Annotated in this window: 13 protein-coding genes and 2 tRNA genes; 4 read left to right on the top strand and 11 right to left on the bottom strand. The window is 70.6% G+C overall.

Annotated elements, in window-relative coordinates:
- Nucleotides 1–782 (top strand): ABC transporter substrate-binding protein (locus G5C51_RS32675; RefSeq protein WP_165242756.1); only part of this gene is annotated, 782 nt, incomplete at its 5' end.
- Nucleotides 783–848: 66 nt separating this feature from the next.
- On the opposite strand, the gene G5C51_RS32670 is transcribed toward G5C51_RS32675, so the two are convergent.
- The 4 genes from G5C51_RS32670 to G5C51_RS32655 all read right to left on the bottom strand — a co-directional run bounded on the left by G5C51_RS32670 (nucleotide 849) and on the right by G5C51_RS32655 (nucleotide 6,017).
- A tRNA-Met gene (locus G5C51_RS32670) sits at nucleotides 849–922 on the bottom strand.
- Nucleotides 923–992: 70 nt separating this feature from the next.
- Entirely contained in the window at nucleotides 993–2,792 is a 1,800-nt protein-coding gene (locus G5C51_RS32665) for a sel1 repeat family protein (protein WP_420824880.1), read from the bottom strand.
- 238 nt (nucleotides 2,793–3,030) lie between these two features.
- Nucleotides 3,031–3,104: transfer RNA gene (locus G5C51_RS32660), tRNA-Met, on the bottom strand.
- A gap of 51 nt (nucleotides 3,105–3,155) precedes the next feature.
- The gene (locus tag G5C51_RS32655) at nucleotides 3,156–6,017 is read right to left on the bottom strand and encodes a UPF0182 family membrane protein (protein ID WP_165242758.1); all 2,862 of its coding nucleotides are present in this window, start codon (nucleotides 6,015–6,017) and stop codon (nucleotides 3,156–3,158) included.
- A gap of 201 nt (nucleotides 6,018–6,218) precedes the next feature.
- Here G5C51_RS32655 and G5C51_RS32650 point away from each other — a divergent pair, with 201 nt between their 5' ends.
- The gene (locus G5C51_RS32650) at nucleotides 6,219–6,800 is read left to right on the top strand and encodes a PPA1309 family protein (protein WP_165242752.1); all 582 of its coding nucleotides are present in this window, start codon (nucleotides 6,219–6,221) and stop codon (nucleotides 6,798–6,800) included.
- Between the two features lie 14 nt (nucleotides 6,801–6,814).
- Here G5C51_RS32650 and G5C51_RS32645 read toward each other — a convergent pair whose 3' ends face one another.
- From G5C51_RS32645 to G5C51_RS32630, 4 genes are all read right to left on the bottom strand, one after another.
- Nucleotides 6,815–7,903, bottom strand: a complete 1,089-nt coding sequence (locus tag G5C51_RS32645) for a YlbL family protein (protein ID WP_165242750.1) — start codon at nucleotides 7,901–7,903, stop codon at nucleotides 6,815–6,817.
- 21 nt (nucleotides 7,904–7,924) lie between these two features.
- Entirely contained in the window at nucleotides 7,925–8,095 is a 171-nt protein-coding gene (locus G5C51_RS32640) for a hypothetical protein (RefSeq protein ID WP_165242748.1), read from the bottom strand.
- Nucleotides 8,096–8,187: 92 nt separating this feature from the next.
- On the bottom strand, nucleotides 8,188–8,649 hold the full coding sequence (locus tag G5C51_RS32635; RefSeq protein ID WP_165242746.1) for a molybdenum cofactor biosynthesis protein MoaE: 462 nt from the start codon (nucleotides 8,647–8,649) through the stop codon (nucleotides 8,188–8,190).
- A 75-nt stretch (nucleotides 8,650–8,724) separates the two neighbouring features.
- Entirely contained in the window at nucleotides 8,725–9,828 is a 1,104-nt protein-coding gene (locus tag G5C51_RS32630) for an NAD-dependent epimerase/dehydratase family protein (RefSeq protein WP_165242744.1), read from the bottom strand.
- A gap of 162 nt (nucleotides 9,829–9,990) precedes the next feature.
- Here G5C51_RS32630 and G5C51_RS32625 point away from each other — a divergent pair, with 162 nt between their 5' ends.
- Together G5C51_RS32625 and G5C51_RS32620 are read left to right on the top strand one after the other, a co-directional pair.
- The gene (locus G5C51_RS32625; protein ID WP_165242742.1) at nucleotides 9,991–11,493 is read left to right on the top strand and encodes a zinc-dependent metalloprotease; all 1,503 of its coding nucleotides are present in this window, start codon (nucleotides 9,991–9,993) and stop codon (nucleotides 11,491–11,493) included.
- A complete protein-coding gene (locus tag G5C51_RS32620; RefSeq protein ID WP_165242740.1) occupies nucleotides 11,490–12,023 on the top strand; it encodes an NUDIX domain-containing protein in 534 nt (177 codons plus the stop codon). Before G5C51_RS32625 ends, G5C51_RS32620 begins: the two co-directional genes overlap by 4 nt.
- On the opposite strand, the gene G5C51_RS32615 is transcribed toward G5C51_RS32620, so the two are convergent.
- The 3 genes from G5C51_RS32615 to G5C51_RS32605 all read right to left on the bottom strand — a co-directional run.
- Nucleotides 12,010–12,774, bottom strand: a complete 765-nt coding sequence (locus G5C51_RS32615; protein ID WP_165242738.1) for an AIM24 family protein — start codon at nucleotides 12,772–12,774, stop codon at nucleotides 12,010–12,012. The two genes, G5C51_RS32620 and G5C51_RS32615, sit on opposite strands and share 14 nt — an antisense overlap.
- A gap of 19 nt (nucleotides 12,775–12,793) precedes the next feature.
- Nucleotides 12,794–13,480, bottom strand: a complete 687-nt coding sequence (locus G5C51_RS32610; protein ID WP_165242736.1) for an AIM24 family protein — start codon at nucleotides 13,478–13,480, stop codon at nucleotides 12,794–12,796.
- Between the two features lie 11 nt (nucleotides 13,481–13,491).
- Nucleotides 13,492–14,442, bottom strand: a 951-nt coding sequence (locus tag G5C51_RS32605) for an AIM24 family protein (RefSeq protein ID WP_165242734.1), incomplete at its 5' end; no start/stop codon positions are given.

Here is a 14,442-nt window from a genome sequence, read left to right as displayed (position 1 = left end):
CCCCCGAAGCCCTCCCCCTCCTCGCCAAGGGCGAGATCGACGCCCAGTGGGCCGCCCCCGAGGCCGCCGTGATCAACGGAATCAACAGCGGCTTCGACATCAAGTGGACCGCCGCGAACTACTCCTCCTCCCCCAAGTCCCGCAGCGGCCTGTGGGTGAAGCTGAAGGACGGCGAGACCGCGAAGTCGGCCAAGCTGGACGGCCGCAAGATCGGCACCATGATCGGCAAGGGCTCCGTGATCATGTACGCCATGGAGAAGGCCCTCAAGGCCCGCGGCACGAAGCTCGACGCCGTCGAGTTCCAGCAGCTCGGCTCCGCCGACGTCCTCACCGCCCTGCAGAACGGCGGCGTCGACTCGGCCTGGCTCCTCGACCCGGCCTGGCGCAAGGTCGACGGCGAGAACGGCTACGGCTTCATCGGCGGCCAGCCGGAGGGCGAGCCGCTCGGCGGCGTCCTCTTCGGCCCGTCGCTGCTGAAGGACGACCGGGACGCGGGCGTGGCCTTCACGCGCGCGTACGTCCGCACGCTGAACACGTACTTCCGCGACGACTACAAGAAGGACCCGGCCTTCACCGCCGAGCTGGCGAAGCTGCTCAAGGTGGAGGAGCCGGTCCTGAAGTCCGTCCCCTCGCTGACGATGGACTGGGAGATCCGCAAGGGCACCACGGACCGGCTGCAGCAGGCCTACCGCGACGCGGGCGTGACCGAGGGCGACCCGCTCCCCGAGGACAAGCTGGTGGACCGCGCCTTCTACGCGGAGGCGGTGGGACACAAGCCGTAGCGCCGGCTCGTAGGCCCGTAGACGCACCGAAGGCCGGTCCAGATCGGACCGGCCTTCGATTCAGAGTAGCGGGGACAGGATTTGAACCTGCGACCTCTGGGTTATGAGCCCAGCGAGCTACCGAGCTGCTCCACCCCGCGTCGTTGTGTTCACAACCTTACCCCCCTGCCCCCGACCAGCGCAAATCGCTTTACGGCCGGGGGCAGGACGCTATGCCGACAGCTCCTGCACGAGCGCGTCGCGCAGCCGCGCGGCCCGCTCCGCGACCTCCGCCGGGCCCAGCTCGACGGCACGGTCCGCCCACTGCCGGCCCTCGGCCAGGTCGCCGTGCCGGGCCGCCAGCAGGGCGAGCCGCAGCGCCGCCCGGCCGTGGCCGGACTCCGCCGCGCGGCGCCACCAGACGGCCGCCTCCGGCTCGCTGCCCTCGCGGGCGAGGAGCAGGCCGAGGTTGAAGGCGCCGTTACGGCTGCCGGCCTCCGCCGCGGCCCGGTACCAGCGCGCCGCGTCCGCGGTGTCGCCCCGCTCCGCCGCGCACATGCCGACGCGCACCTGGGCCCGCCGGTGGCCCTGCTCGGCCGCCGTGCGGTACCACTGCTCGCACTCCTCCGCCGTATCGGCGCCGTCCCGGTCCAGCAGCGCCGCGAGCCGGAACGCGCCCTCCGGGCTGCCGCCCTCGGCCGCGCACCGCAGATGGTCCGCGGCCTCCTTCTCGTCGCCGTCGCGCAGCAGCGCGGTGCCGACCTGCAGCGCCGCCTCGGTGTGCCCGGCGGCGGCGGCCCGCTCGTACCAGCCGAGCGCCGCCTCCTCGTCGCCGCGGCCCGCGTGCAGGATGCCGAGGTTGAAGGCGGCGTCCACGCTGCCCGCCTCGGCCGCCTTGGAGAACCACGGCTCCGCGCCCGCGGCGTCGCCGCGCTGCAGCAGCAGCACGGCGAGCGCGTTCGCGGCCTCGCGGTGACCCGCGTAGGCGGCCCGGCGGTACCACTGCTCGGCCTGCTCGGCGCGGCCCTGCCCGGAGCAGAGCAGCGCGAGGTTGTACGCGCCGTTCACGTCACCCGCGTCCAGAGCCGCCCGGTACCACTTCTCGGCCGTCTGCGTCTCGCCCCGGTCCGCGTGCAGCGCGCCCAGCGCGTTCGCGGCGTTGCCGTCGCCGTCCTGGGCCGCGCGCCGCCACCACACGGCGGCGCTGACGTCGTCGCCGGCGTCGCGCAGCAGGAAGCCGAGCGCGCACGCCGCCTTCGCCTCGCCGTCGCGCGCCGAGGTCAGGTACCAGCGCTGCGCCTCCTTGGCCTCCCCGCGCTCCTCCAGCAGCGTGCCGAGGTGCAGCGCGGCCCGCCGGTGGCCGCGCGCGGCCGCCTGCCGGTACCACTGCTCGGCCTCGGCGGCCAGCTGCGGGTTGGTCGCGGCCCGCGTCAGCGTGTCCGGTACGGGCCCGGGGCTGCTCGCGGCGGCGCCGTCCGTGCGGTGGCCGCGGGCGCGCCGGTCCAGGGCGCGGGCGAGGCGGTAGGAGCCCTCGCGGTGGCCCTGCTCGGCGGACGCGCGGAACCAGCGCTCGGCGCCCACGTCGCTGCGGTGCTCGAGCAGGTCGGCGAGGGCGTACGCGCCGAGGGCGTGGCCGGACTCGGCGGACTGGCGCAGCCAGTACTCGGCGGCGGGCTCGTCGCCCCGCTCGCGGTAGTGCCGCCCCAGGGCGTGCGCGGCGGGGGCGGAGCCGGCGACGGCGGCGATCCGCCACCAGCCGGCCGCCTCGTCGCCGAGGCCGCGCTGGTGCAGCAGCACGCCGAGATTGTTCGCCGCGGCGCGGTCGCCGTCGGCGGTGGCGCGGCGCAGAAAGGGTTCAGCACCTTCAAGGTCCCCGCGTCGGAGCAGCAGCGCGCCAAGCGAGCTCAGGGCAGCGGTGTCCCCGGCATCGGCGGCCTGGCGGTACCGGAACTCGGCATCCGCCTCGTCATGTCGCTCGCCGACGCCTCCGTCAACTCGACGGGCGTCCAACACCCTTGCCTCTTCCCCCATAAGCACCATCGTCGCATCACCTGCAACCGCCGTACACCTGGTATACCTCAGCCAGGAAGGTCACTTCAGCGTTTTGTCGACTTCCCGACATCACAACCCCCCAAACTCCGCAAGGCAGTTACCGCCCGATGGAGTGGATCCGCGACGGGTGGCTTGACGTACGAACATCCGGAGCCGTAAGGGAGCCCGAACATGAGTCAGGGCCCGAAGTCCGAAGACTTCGGGCCCTGACCATCAGTAGCGGGGACAGGATTTGAACCTGCGACCTCTGGGTTATGAGCCCAGCGAGCTACCGAGCTGCTCCACCCCGCGCCGTTGTGTTCACAACCCTAGCACGGCGCGGGAGGGAGCTTGACCAACCGGCTACCCGCTCTTGGACTCCGCTTCGGCCGCCTCCTTCAGCGCCTCCTCGAGGTCCTCCTGGGCGCGGCCGTACGCATCCCAGTCCTGCTTCTTCAGCGCCTCCTGGCCCGCCTTGAAGGCCTTGTCGGCGTCCTGCAGCGCCTCTTCCAGCGACTGGTTCGGCTTCACCGGCTTCTTCGGGCCTTCCTCTTCCTCCTCCGCCGGTGTGCTCTCCTTCACACCGAAGGCGACGTCGAGTGCCTCTGGCAGCGTGTCCTCGAAGGCGGTCTTCTCGCCGTACGTGACGAGGACCTTCCGCAGGAGTGGGTAGTTGGTGCCGGCGCCGCGGACATAGACCGGCTCGATATAGAGCAGACCTCCCTCCAGCGGCACCGTGAGCAGGTTGCCGTACTCCACTTCGGAGTCGCCCCTGCGCAGAATGTTGATCTTGTCGGCGACTTCCGTGTCGGAGTTGAAGCGCGACTGGACCTGTTTGGGTCCTGGCACCGGTGACGTGGATGGCAGCTTCAGGATTCTGATGTTGCCGTAGTCACTGCTGCGCGCGTCCGCGTCCACCGCCATGAAGGCGCCGAGGTTCTCGCGCTCTCTCGGCGTGAAGGTGGTGGTCAGCGCGAAGCTCGGGGCCTTCTGGTCCGGCATCTTCAGGCTGAGGTAGTACGGCGGCACCGAGCTCTGGTCCTTGGTGGTGGGATCCTCGGGGATCTGCCACTGCTCTGAACCGGAGTAGAACTGCTTGGGGTTGGTGACGTGATACTGCGTCAGCAGCTCGCGCTGGACCTTGAACAGGTCCTGCGGATACCGCATGTGGTCCTTCAGGGCCTGCGGGATCTCGGACTTGTCCTTCACCGTGCCCGGGAAGGACTTCATCCAGGTCTTCAGGACCGGGTCCTTCTCGTCCCACTGGTAGAGGTTCACCGTGCCGTTGTAGGCGTCGACGGTGGCCTTCACCGAGTTGCGGATGTAGTTGACCTGGTTCTGCTGGGCGACGACCGAGCGCTGGTCGTCGGTCAGCGAGTCCGAGGTCGACTCCCCGAGCGTGGTGCGGGAGGCGTACGGATAGCCGTTCGTGGTGGTGTACGCGTCCACGATCCACTTGACCCGGCCGTCGACGATCGTCGGGTACGGGTCGCCGTCGATGGTCAGCCACGGGGCGACGGCCTCGACGCGCTGCTTGGGGGTGCGGTTGTACAGCACCTTGGAGCCCTCGCCGATCGCGCCCGAGTACATGATCTGCGGTTCGCCGAAGGCGACGGCGTAGGCGGCCCGGTTGAACCCGTTGGAGAGGCTCACACCGCTCTCGCCGGTGTACTTGTACGTCTGCTCACCCGCGTCCGACGAGTAGTCGACCTCGTCCTGGGGCCCGCCGACGATGGAGTACTGGGTGGTCTTCTCGCCGTAGTAGATCCGCGGCTGGTACTTGCCGAGGTCGCCCTCGGGCGGCAGGTCCTTCTCCCGGTAGACCGGGCCGCCGGTGCCGGTGACCTCGGTGCCCTTGCCGGCGACCATGCCGTAGCCGTGGGTGTAGCGGAAGTGGTTGTTGATCCAGCCCTTCTCCGGGATGCCGTTCATGTTCAGCTCGCGGAGGCCGACGACCGTGTCGCGCTCCTTGCCCGTCTTGTCCTTGTAGCGGTCGACGTCGAGCGTGGACGGGAACTGGTAGTAGCCCCTGACCTGCTGCTGCTGCTGGAAGGTCGGCGAGACGATGTTCGGGTCGAGCAGCCGGATCGAGGCCGTCGAGTCGACGGCGTCGCGCAGCTGCTGGTCGTCCTTGTCGCTGGCCCCGGAGTAGTCCTTCACCTTGGACTCGTCGATGCCGTACGCCTTGCGCGTGGCGTCGATGTTCTTCTTGATGAAGGGCGCTTCCTTGGCCTGCTCGTTCGGCTGCACCTGGAACTTCTGCACGATCGCCGGGTAGAGCCCGCCGATCAGGATCGCCGAGAGCGCCATCAGGCCGAGGCCGATCAGCGGCAGCTGCCAGGTGCGCCGCCACAGGGTGGCGAAGAACAGCAGCGCGCAGATGATCGCGATCACGAAGAGGATCGTCTTCGCCGGCAGATAGGCGTTCGCGTCCACGTACTTCAGCCCGGTCCAGCCGTCGGTGGACTTCAGGCCGCTGGACTTCACGGCCAGGCCGTACCGGTCCAGCCAGTACGCCACCGCCTTCAGGGCGACGAAGAGGCCGAGCAGCACCGAGAGATGGCCGGTGGCCGCCGAGGTGGCGCGGGCACCGGGGCTGGAGATGCGCAGGCCGCCATAGAGGTAGTGCACCAGGGCCGCGGCGATCAGCGACAGCACGATCGCGGCGAAGCCGAAGCCGAGCAGGAAGCGATACCAGGGCAGATCGAAGACGTAGAAGGAGATGTCCTTGTGGAACTGGGCGTCGGTCTGCCCGAAGCTCTGCCCGTTCACCCACTGCAGCCAGGTGCGCCACTGGCCGGAGGCGGAGGCGCCGGAGATCAGCCCGACGAGAAGCGAGAGCCCGAGCAGGATCCACTTCTTGTACGGGGCGATGTTCATCCGGTAGCGGTCAAGGGACTCCTGCTCCAGGGACATCGCGGACAGCGGCGGCCTGAGCCGGTGCGCCAGCCAGATGTTGACGCCCACGGCCGCGGCCATGAGCAGCCCGAAGACGAGGAAGAGACCGACCTTCGTCCACAGCGTGGTGGTGAAGACGGACGTGTACTTGACCGACCGATACCAGAGCCAGTCGGTCCAGAACCCGGCGAACATGACGAAGAGGATGGCCAGCACGGCCAGCACACCCAGCGTCAGGAACAGGGTCCGCATGCGCCGCGACGGGCGGCCGATGTTGATCCGCGGACCGGACGGGCCGCCTGAGCCGCCGGAACCCCGGTCCGGCATCTGGAAAGCCAAGGTGCGCACCTCGAGATCGATGGTTCGGAATGGGCCGTTTCAGTGGGAATCGGCCCGAGCCCCCGATACAGGGGCCCCACTGTGCAAACTTACTAAAGCTTTACTCGGTTCCCGCTGATGGGGTCCGATCCGCGCTGCAATTGATATGCGGCTCCGCCGCATGGCAAGCGATCAGGCAGGATGTCGAGCATGTCCAACCTTCCCACCGGCGCCCCGGACGGCGCCGCATTTGCGGCCAGCCCGCTGACCCGAGCCGTGCTCGAGATCGATGAGTACGCCGCCGGCTTCGGCTGGGACCAGCCGGCCCGGTTCTTCGCCCTTGTCGATACGGCCCAGTTGCGCGCCCAGGAGCCGGGGCTTGCCGCGCAGCTCGGGCTCGAGGAGCAGCAGCCCGCGGGCGGCCCGGGCGGCGTCACGTACACACCGATCGAGCAGGACCAGCTGCCCGCCGGGCAGGAACTGGATGAGTTCCTGGCGACGGTGGCGTGGCCGGAGGCGGTGGGCGGCTGCGCGGTGACGCTGGAGCGGCTGATGCTGCCGCCGTCGGCGGAGGCGGCGCTGCCCGAGGGTCTCGGCGGGTCCGAACTCGCCGACTGGGTGGCCAAGCACCCGGAGCGGCAGGAGGTCCGGATGACGGTGGGCGTGCTGCGGGACGGGGCGCAGGAGTGCGCGATCCGGCTGCGCGAGAAGGACACCGCCACCGAGGTGCTGACCGGGCCCGAGCTGGTGCCGGGGCTGGCGCAGGCGCTGGCGGCGACCTTCGCGGACTAGCGGCGCCGGCCCACTTACTTACTGCAGCTGGGCACCTCGTCCTCGCGCCCCTCGCGGATGTCCTCGAGGGCCTTCATGGCGTCCCCGATCGTGCCCACCTTCACCAGGGTGAGGCCGTCGGGGATGTCCTTGGCGGCGGCCGCGCAGTTCTCCTTCGGGGTGAGGAAGTACTCCGCGCCCTTGTTGCGCGCCCCGATGGTCTTCATCTCGATGCCGCCGATGGGGCCGACCACGCCGTTGTCGTCGATGGTGCCCGTACCGGCGACGAACTTGCCGCCGGTGAGGTCGGTCTTCTCCAGCTTGTCGACGATGCCGAGCGCGAACATCAGCCCGGCGCTGGGCCCGCCGACGTCCGCCAGCTTGATGTCGATGTTGAACGGGAAGGCGTGGTCGGGGCCCGCCTGGATCCCGACGATGGCGCGGTCCTCGTCCGGGGCCTTGCGGGTCTTGATGACCACGTCCTTCTCGCCGCCCGCGGGCTGCTTGCCGGCCTTCTTCGCCGCCTCGGCGCGCTTGGCGGGGATGATCGTGAAGACGGTCTTCTCGCCGGGCTTGTGCTTGGTCACGTACTTCGCGACGTCCTCGGCCTTGCCGATCTTGTGGCCGTCCACCGCCTTGATCACGTCACCCGCGTGCAGCTTGCCCTCGGCGGCCGAATCCTTGATCACGGCGGCCACGTTGACCCAGGACTTGAAGGGGATCTTCACCTGCTTGAGCGCCGCCACCTTGGCGCTCTCCTGGGACATGGTGAACTGCTCGGCGTTCTGCTGGTCCGCCTCCTCGGCGGACTGCCCCTCGGGGTACACCGACTCCTTCGGGACCACCTGGTCGTCGCGGGAGAGCCAGCCGGTGACCGCCTCGAGCAGGTTCATGCGGTAGTCCGCGCCGGTGACGCGGACGGTCGTCATGTTGAGGTGCCCGGTGGTCGGGTACGTCTTGTGGTCCTCGATCTTCAGCACCGGGTCGCCGTCGTGGTCGCCCAGGGTGTTGACCGTCGGCCCCGGGGACATCTCTGCGTACGGCACCGGAATGAGCACCCCGGCGCTGAGCAGCGCGATCAGGGTGAGGGTGGCGGCGAGCAGCGTCGCGGTGCGGCGTGGCATATGGATGACAGTACGGGACGCTTATGCGGCGCCGGAACGCGAGTGCGACCGTTCCATCGCCTCGCGGAAGCGGGCATAGCCGGCCAGTTCGGCGACGTCCCCTGTCTTCTTCGTGCGGGTCGCCCAACCCGCCCATATCGCCGCTGCCACTGCCGAGGCAACGGGGATTACCAGCCACGCAATTGCAGCCATCCCGCTCTCCTGTACATCCGATGATTCCGTCGGTACGAGAACGCTTTCGCGTGGGCGGGGGTTACGCAACTCGGACCACAGCGATGCCTGCCCTAGCAGGCGCCGACCCACTCCTCGGTGCCGTCCGAGAAGCGCTGGTGCTTCCAGATCGGAACCTCGTGCTTGAGCGTGTCGATCAAGCGGCGGCAGGCCTCGAAGGCCTCGCCGCGGTGCGGACAGGCGACCGCGACGATGACGGCGATATCGCCGATGGCGAGGTCACCCACACGGTGGACAGCGGCGAGCGCGCGTACGGGATAGTCGGCGGCTACCTTCTCCGCGATGCGCCGCAGCTCTGCCTCGGCGGTGGGGTGGCACGAATACCCGAGCTCGTCGACGTCCTGCCCGCCGTCGTGATTGCGCACGGTCCCCACAAAGAGCGAAATCCCGCCCGCGGCGGCATCACCCACGGCGGCGTAGACCTCGTCGAGGGAGAGCGGAGTCTCGCGGATGCCGAGCAGCCGGATGGGGTCCTCCGCGGCGAGCTCGCCGGGGTGGTTGTGCGCATGAGCCATGCGGCCAGTCTGCCCGACGCTCCCGGATTACGGAATCCCGATTCCACGGGAGCGCCGCCGGGTCCGCGGGTTAGGTCAGATCCGTCCGCGCCGCGCCTTGCGGACCTTACGGACCACCGCCGCCGTGCCCAGCAGCGCCACCGTCGCGCCCGCCGCACCCGCGGCCGTCGCGTCCTTACGGCCCAGGCGGCGGCCCGCGACCGTGTGGCGGCCCGAGACCTCCGCGAGGAGCTCCGCCAGGACCTCCTCGTTCGTCCACTGCGGGCGCCAGCCCGCGTCGTGGAGGCGGCTGCCGCTGACCACCCAGGGGTGCATCGTGTACGCGAGGTCGCCGGCCGGGGACGGGGTCAGGCCGAGGCGGTGCAGGCGGGAGGCCGTGCCCAGGGCGACAGCGGAGGGGAGTTCCATCCGGCGGATGCCGGTCAGCTCCTCGACCTCTTCCTGCTCCAGCCAGCCGTCGCAGCCGACCGCCAGGTCGCCTTCCGCCTTCTCCAGCGCGGCGAACTCCAGCGCACTCGCCAGGTCGTCCACGTGGCAGAACTGCCAGCAGGGGCGCGAGCCCTTCACCACAAGAAGGCGAGGCGACTCGAAATACCTGGTCAGGGGCGTGTCCACGCCGCCGACCAGGGCCGCGGGGCGCACGACCGTCACGTTAAGGCCGGGGTGCGCCTTGGGAGCGCGCCGCGCCAGCCGCTCGATCTCCAGCAGATCCCCGACCCCGGTCGCCTCCTCCGTAGCCCGCAGCTCCGCGTCCTCGGCCAGCGGCACGGCGTTGTCCGGCAGCGCCCCGTAGACCATCGCGGAGGTGCACAGCACCACGCGGTGCACCCCGGCGGCGGCCGCCGCCGTGAGCACCGTCTGCGTACCCCGTACGTTGTACGCCGTACGAGCCGCCGGATCCGACTCCAGATCCAGGTCGAGCGCCAGGTGCACCACTACGTCCGCGCCGCGCAGCTTCTCGGCGATGGCCGGGTCCCGTACGTCCAGGACATGCCATGTCGCCCCGTCCGCCCCGTCGAAGTCCCCGCGCCGCTCATCGATGGCCAGCACCTGCTTGACCTCAGAAGATGCCGCCAGACGGGCGGTGAGCAGGGCGCCGATTCCGTCCCCGGCGCCGGTCACCGCCACGACGGGAGAAGGCTTTCGCGCTGCGCGAACGTTCGGTTCCGGGGAACTCACCGGGCGGCTCCAGCTGTTGTCTGTAGTAGTTTCACCCATCCTGCCGCAGTCGGCGGGCACGACGAGCACCGAGCCGTAAAGCGGCGCACGGGCCTAGGCTGGATGTGTCGGTAACAAAGCAAGCTACATACCTCCACCAGACACCTAAGAGCCGAGGACATCGTGAGTGACACCCCATTCGGATTCGGCCTTCCGCAGGAGCCGGACGACGGCGATGACGGCAAGGACGGTCCCAAGAAGCGGGGCGAGGGCAGCGGCCAGGACCCCTTCGGGTTCGGTGGTGGCGGTGCCGATAACCCCTTCGCGGCGATCTTCGGCTCCATGGGCGGCGGCCAGCCCGGCGGACCCGGCGGCTTCAACCCCGCCGACCTGGGCGCGGCCTTCCAGCAGCTCGGCCAGATGCTGAGCTACGAGGGCGGCCCGGTGAACTGGGAGATGGCCAAGGACATCGCCCGCCAGACCGTCGCCCAGGGCGGCCCCGACGGCTCCAAGGACGCCAGCGTCGACGAGCACGACAAGGCCGCGGTCGAGGAGGCCGTGCGCCTCGCCGACCTGTGGCTCGACGGCGTTACGGCCCTGCCCTCCGGCTCCGGCAGCGCGGTCGCGTGGTCCCGCGCCGAGTGGGTGGAGAACACCCTCCCGGTGTGGAAAGACCTGGTCGACCCGGTCGCGGAGCGGGTCGGCTCGGCCATGGGCTCGGTGCTGCCGGACGAGATGCAGCAGATGGCCGGGCCCCTGATCGGCATGATGCGCTCCATGGGCGGCGCCATGTTCGGCAGCCAGATCGGCCAGGCCGTCGGCGTGCTCGCGGGCGAGGTCGTCGGCTCCACCGACATCGGCCTCCCGCTCGGCCCGGCCGGCAAGGCCGCGCTGCTCCCGGCGAACATCAAGGCCTTCGGCGAGGGCCTCGGCGTACCGGAAGAGGAGGTGCGGCTCTACCTGGCCCTGCGCGAGGCCGCCCACCAGCGGCTCTTCGCCCACGTGCCGTGGCTGCGCTCGCATCTCTTCGGCGCCGTCGAGGGCTACGCCCAGGGCATCAAGGTCGACACGGCCAAGCTGGAGGACATCGTCGGCCAGCTCGACCCGTCGCGGCCCGAGGAGCTGCAGGACGCGCTGCAGCAGGGCATGTTCCAGCCGGAGGACTCCCCGGAGCAGAAGGCCGCGCTGGCCCGCCTGGAGACCGCGCTCGCCCTCGTCGAGGGCTGGGTGGACGCCGTGGTGCACGCCGCCGCCGAGCCGCACCTGCCGTCCGCGGGCGCGCTGCGCGAGGCGCTGCGCCGCCGCCGGGCGACCGGCGGTCCCGCCGAGCAGACCTTCGCCACGCTGATCGGCCTGGAGCTGCGCCCGCGCCGGCTGCGCGACGCCTCCCGGCTGTGGGCCTCGCTCGCCGACGCCCGCGGCACGGACGGGCGGGACGCCCTGTGGGCGCACCCGGACATGCTGCCGACGGCCGGCGACCTGGACGACCCGGACGGCTTCGTGCACAGCGAGCAGCCGGACTTCTCGGAGCTGGACAAGATGCTCGGTGAGACGGCGCAGCCGTCCAAGGGCGCCACGGACTCCAAGGACTCGAAGGACTCCAAGGACGAGGCGGCCGAGCCCAAGGGCGACGCCGGCACCGGGGACGTAAGCGACGACGGCGACAAGGACGACGACTCCAAGTGAGCCTTCACGACGACGCGGGGCGGGCCCTCAAGGAGTGGACCGCCCCGGACGCCGATCAGGACGCCCTGCGCGAGACGTACCTGGAGTATCTCGCCGCCCACCCCGACGCCATGTGGAAGTCCTGCGCGGACGGCCACCTCACCGCGAGCGCGCTGGTGGTGGACCCGACCCGCGAGCGCGTGCTGCTCACGCTGCACGGCAAGCTGAAGATGTGGCTGCAGACCGGCGGTCACTGCGAGCCCGACGACCGCACCCTCGACCAGGCGGCGCTGCGCGAGGCCGCCGAGGAGTCCGGCATCGAGGGCCTCGTGGTGATCGGCGGCGGCCCGGTCCGCCTCGATCGTCACCTGACCCCGTGTACCTGGCACCTCGATGTGCAGTACGCCGCCCTCGCCCCCGCGGGCGCGGTGCCGGAGATCAGCGACGAGTCACTTGACCTGCGCTGGTTCGGATACGACGAGGTGGCGGACGTCGCCGACGACTCCGTCGTCCGGCTGCTGTCCGCCACCCGGGCCGTCATCGATTACTGAAGATGTTCCCCTGGTTCTGGCCATGGGCGCCTTGCGCGCCCATGCCGAACTGGCCCCGGACGCCGCCGCCGATCTGCGCGTTCTGCGGCGGCAGCTGCTCGCTGGGCTGCACCAGTGCGTAGCCCTGCCCGGTCAGGTTGAGCTCCCAGCCCTCGCCCGTATTGCCGCGGCGCCGCCAGACGCCGGACGACGAGGTCTGCGACTGCATCTGCACCCGCAGCCCGGACGACCAGGCCACGATGGCGTCGGCGTCCACGCTGGCGAACTTCTCCGGCGTGATCTGCAGCAACAGCGGCTTGCCGGAGGTCATCAGCGCGACCTTGCCGCGGCCGGTGATCTCCAGGTTGTACTTGCCGGAGCCGGAGATCCCGTACTGGCTGTCGACCGCGATGATCTCCCAGTGCAGCGTGGAGTCCAGCGCGAGGACGTACGCGCCGTCCACCGTCAGGCCGTCCTGCGGGACGTCCACGACGTGGATGTGCTGCGCGAGGTTGGCGAAGTAGACCGTGCCCTGGCCTGAGCAGCGCATCAGGTCGAGGCCCTCGCCGCCGGCCATGGCTCGGGTGCGGCGGCGCTGGTTCGACTGGAACTCACCGTCGAATTCGATCATTCCCTGGTACGCGACCATGGCGCCCTTGCGTGCCAGGATGTCGCTCTGCCCGTCCAGGAAGGCGCGCAGCAGGTACGGGTTCTGCAGGGCGTAGCGCTCCTGCGTCTGGTTCTCGACGTATGCGAAAAGCGGGCTCTGCATGATGTGGTGCCCTCCCCCTTCAGCCCCGGACCCGGAGACGGTCGGTCGAATCCTCGCTCGGCTGGACGACGACGAAGCCCTGGCCCGAGAAGGCGATCTGGAACGCTTCGCCGCTGCCGCGGCCGACCAGCGCGCCCATCTTCACGGTGCGCTTGCCCTTGAGCTTGAGGTTGGTCGACCAGGCGACGAGCGCGTCCGGGTCGACGTACGTCTCGTCCTCGCCCTTGCTGGCGCAGTCGACGACGACGGGCGCGCCGCGCGAGGTGATCGCGACCCAGCCGGTGCCCTTCAGCGATACGTTCCACAGCCCCTGCCCGGCCAGCTTGGCCAGGCCCTTGACGCGCTCGACGCCGAAGTCGAGGTGGGCGTCGAAGGCGAGGAGGTTGGTGCCGTTGACGGACAGGGCCTCGTTGTTGAGGTTCACACAGACGATGTCCGCGCCGTAGTCCGCGAGATAGAGCAGGCCGTCGCCGCTCGCCTTCATCAGCGGCGCGCCCTCGCCGGTGAGCCACTGGGCGGCGGCCCGGCGCAGCGCGGGCGGGTTGGGCTCGTACTGGACGAAGCCCTCGTACGCGACCATCGAGCCCGCGCGGGCGTAGAGGTCCTGGCCGGTCTGCAGGACCGCCTTCAGCATGGTGGAGCCGTGGTTCTCCATGCGGGCGGCGATCGGGGTGGGCGCGTAGCCCGAGATCAGTGTCTGGTCCATGGCTGCGCCCCTCAGATCTCGTACGGCTGGACGACGATGAAGTTGCCGGGCGCGCCCCGGAACTGGAGGTTGATGGTCTCCCCGCTGTGGCCCGGGTAGGCGGTGCGGCGCAGGCTCACCTGGCTGGAGAGCACCACCTGCGCGGTGGCCGACCAGGCGACGACGGACTGGGCGTCCGCGTACGTGGTGGGCGTGACCGGGAGGACGACCGGGACGCCGTGCGTCTTGACGATCACCTGCCCGGTGCCCTGGAACTGCATCGTGAACAGCGCGCCGCCAGGGATGCCGTGGCCCTCGATGCGGCGGACCTCGTACTGGAGGCTCTCGTCGAAGGCGAGGACGTTCTCGGCGGAGACGCAGATGGCGTCGCCCTGGAGCTCGATGGGGTGCAGGTAGGCGGCGTTGTCGGCGAGGAAGACCTGGCCACGCCCTGTGCAGCGCATCAGCTGCATCTCCTGGCCGGTGGCATTGCCGACGACGCGGCCGACGACGCCGGAGCCCTTGTAGGAGAAGTCGACCTTGCCCTGGTAGAGCACCATGCTGCCCTGGCGGGCGAGCACCGGCTGGCCGTCGGCGCCGAGGTCGACGCGGACCAGCTTGGGGTTCTGCAGCGTCCAGCGCTGGCCGGCGGGCGCCTCGCGGTAGGGCTCGATGGCCTTGGAGAGACCGAGCGGGGCCTGCTGCGGGACGGCGTACGCGCCGGGGGCCGGGGCGCCGGTCATGGGGGCGCCGCCGGGCTGGGCGAAGGGGTTGGGAAGGGCCTGGCCGGGAGCCGGGGCGCCTGGGGGCGGGACGGCTTGGCCGGGAGGCGGTACGGCACCCGGCGGCGGGACGGCGCCCGGCGGGGCTACCGCGCCGGGGGCGCCTGCGGCCTGGGTCGGCATGGGCTGGGTCGGCGGCGGGACGGCGCCCGGGGCCTGACCGCCCTGCTGGCCTGGCGGTGGTACGGGGAGGGGCTGGCC

The sequence above is a fragment of the Streptomyces coryli genome, from assembly GCF_011044975.1.
GTDB lineage: Bacteria > Actinomycetota > Actinomycetes > Streptomycetales > Streptomycetaceae > Streptomyces > Streptomyces coryli.
This window is presented reverse-complemented; position numbering and strand designations above follow the sequence as displayed.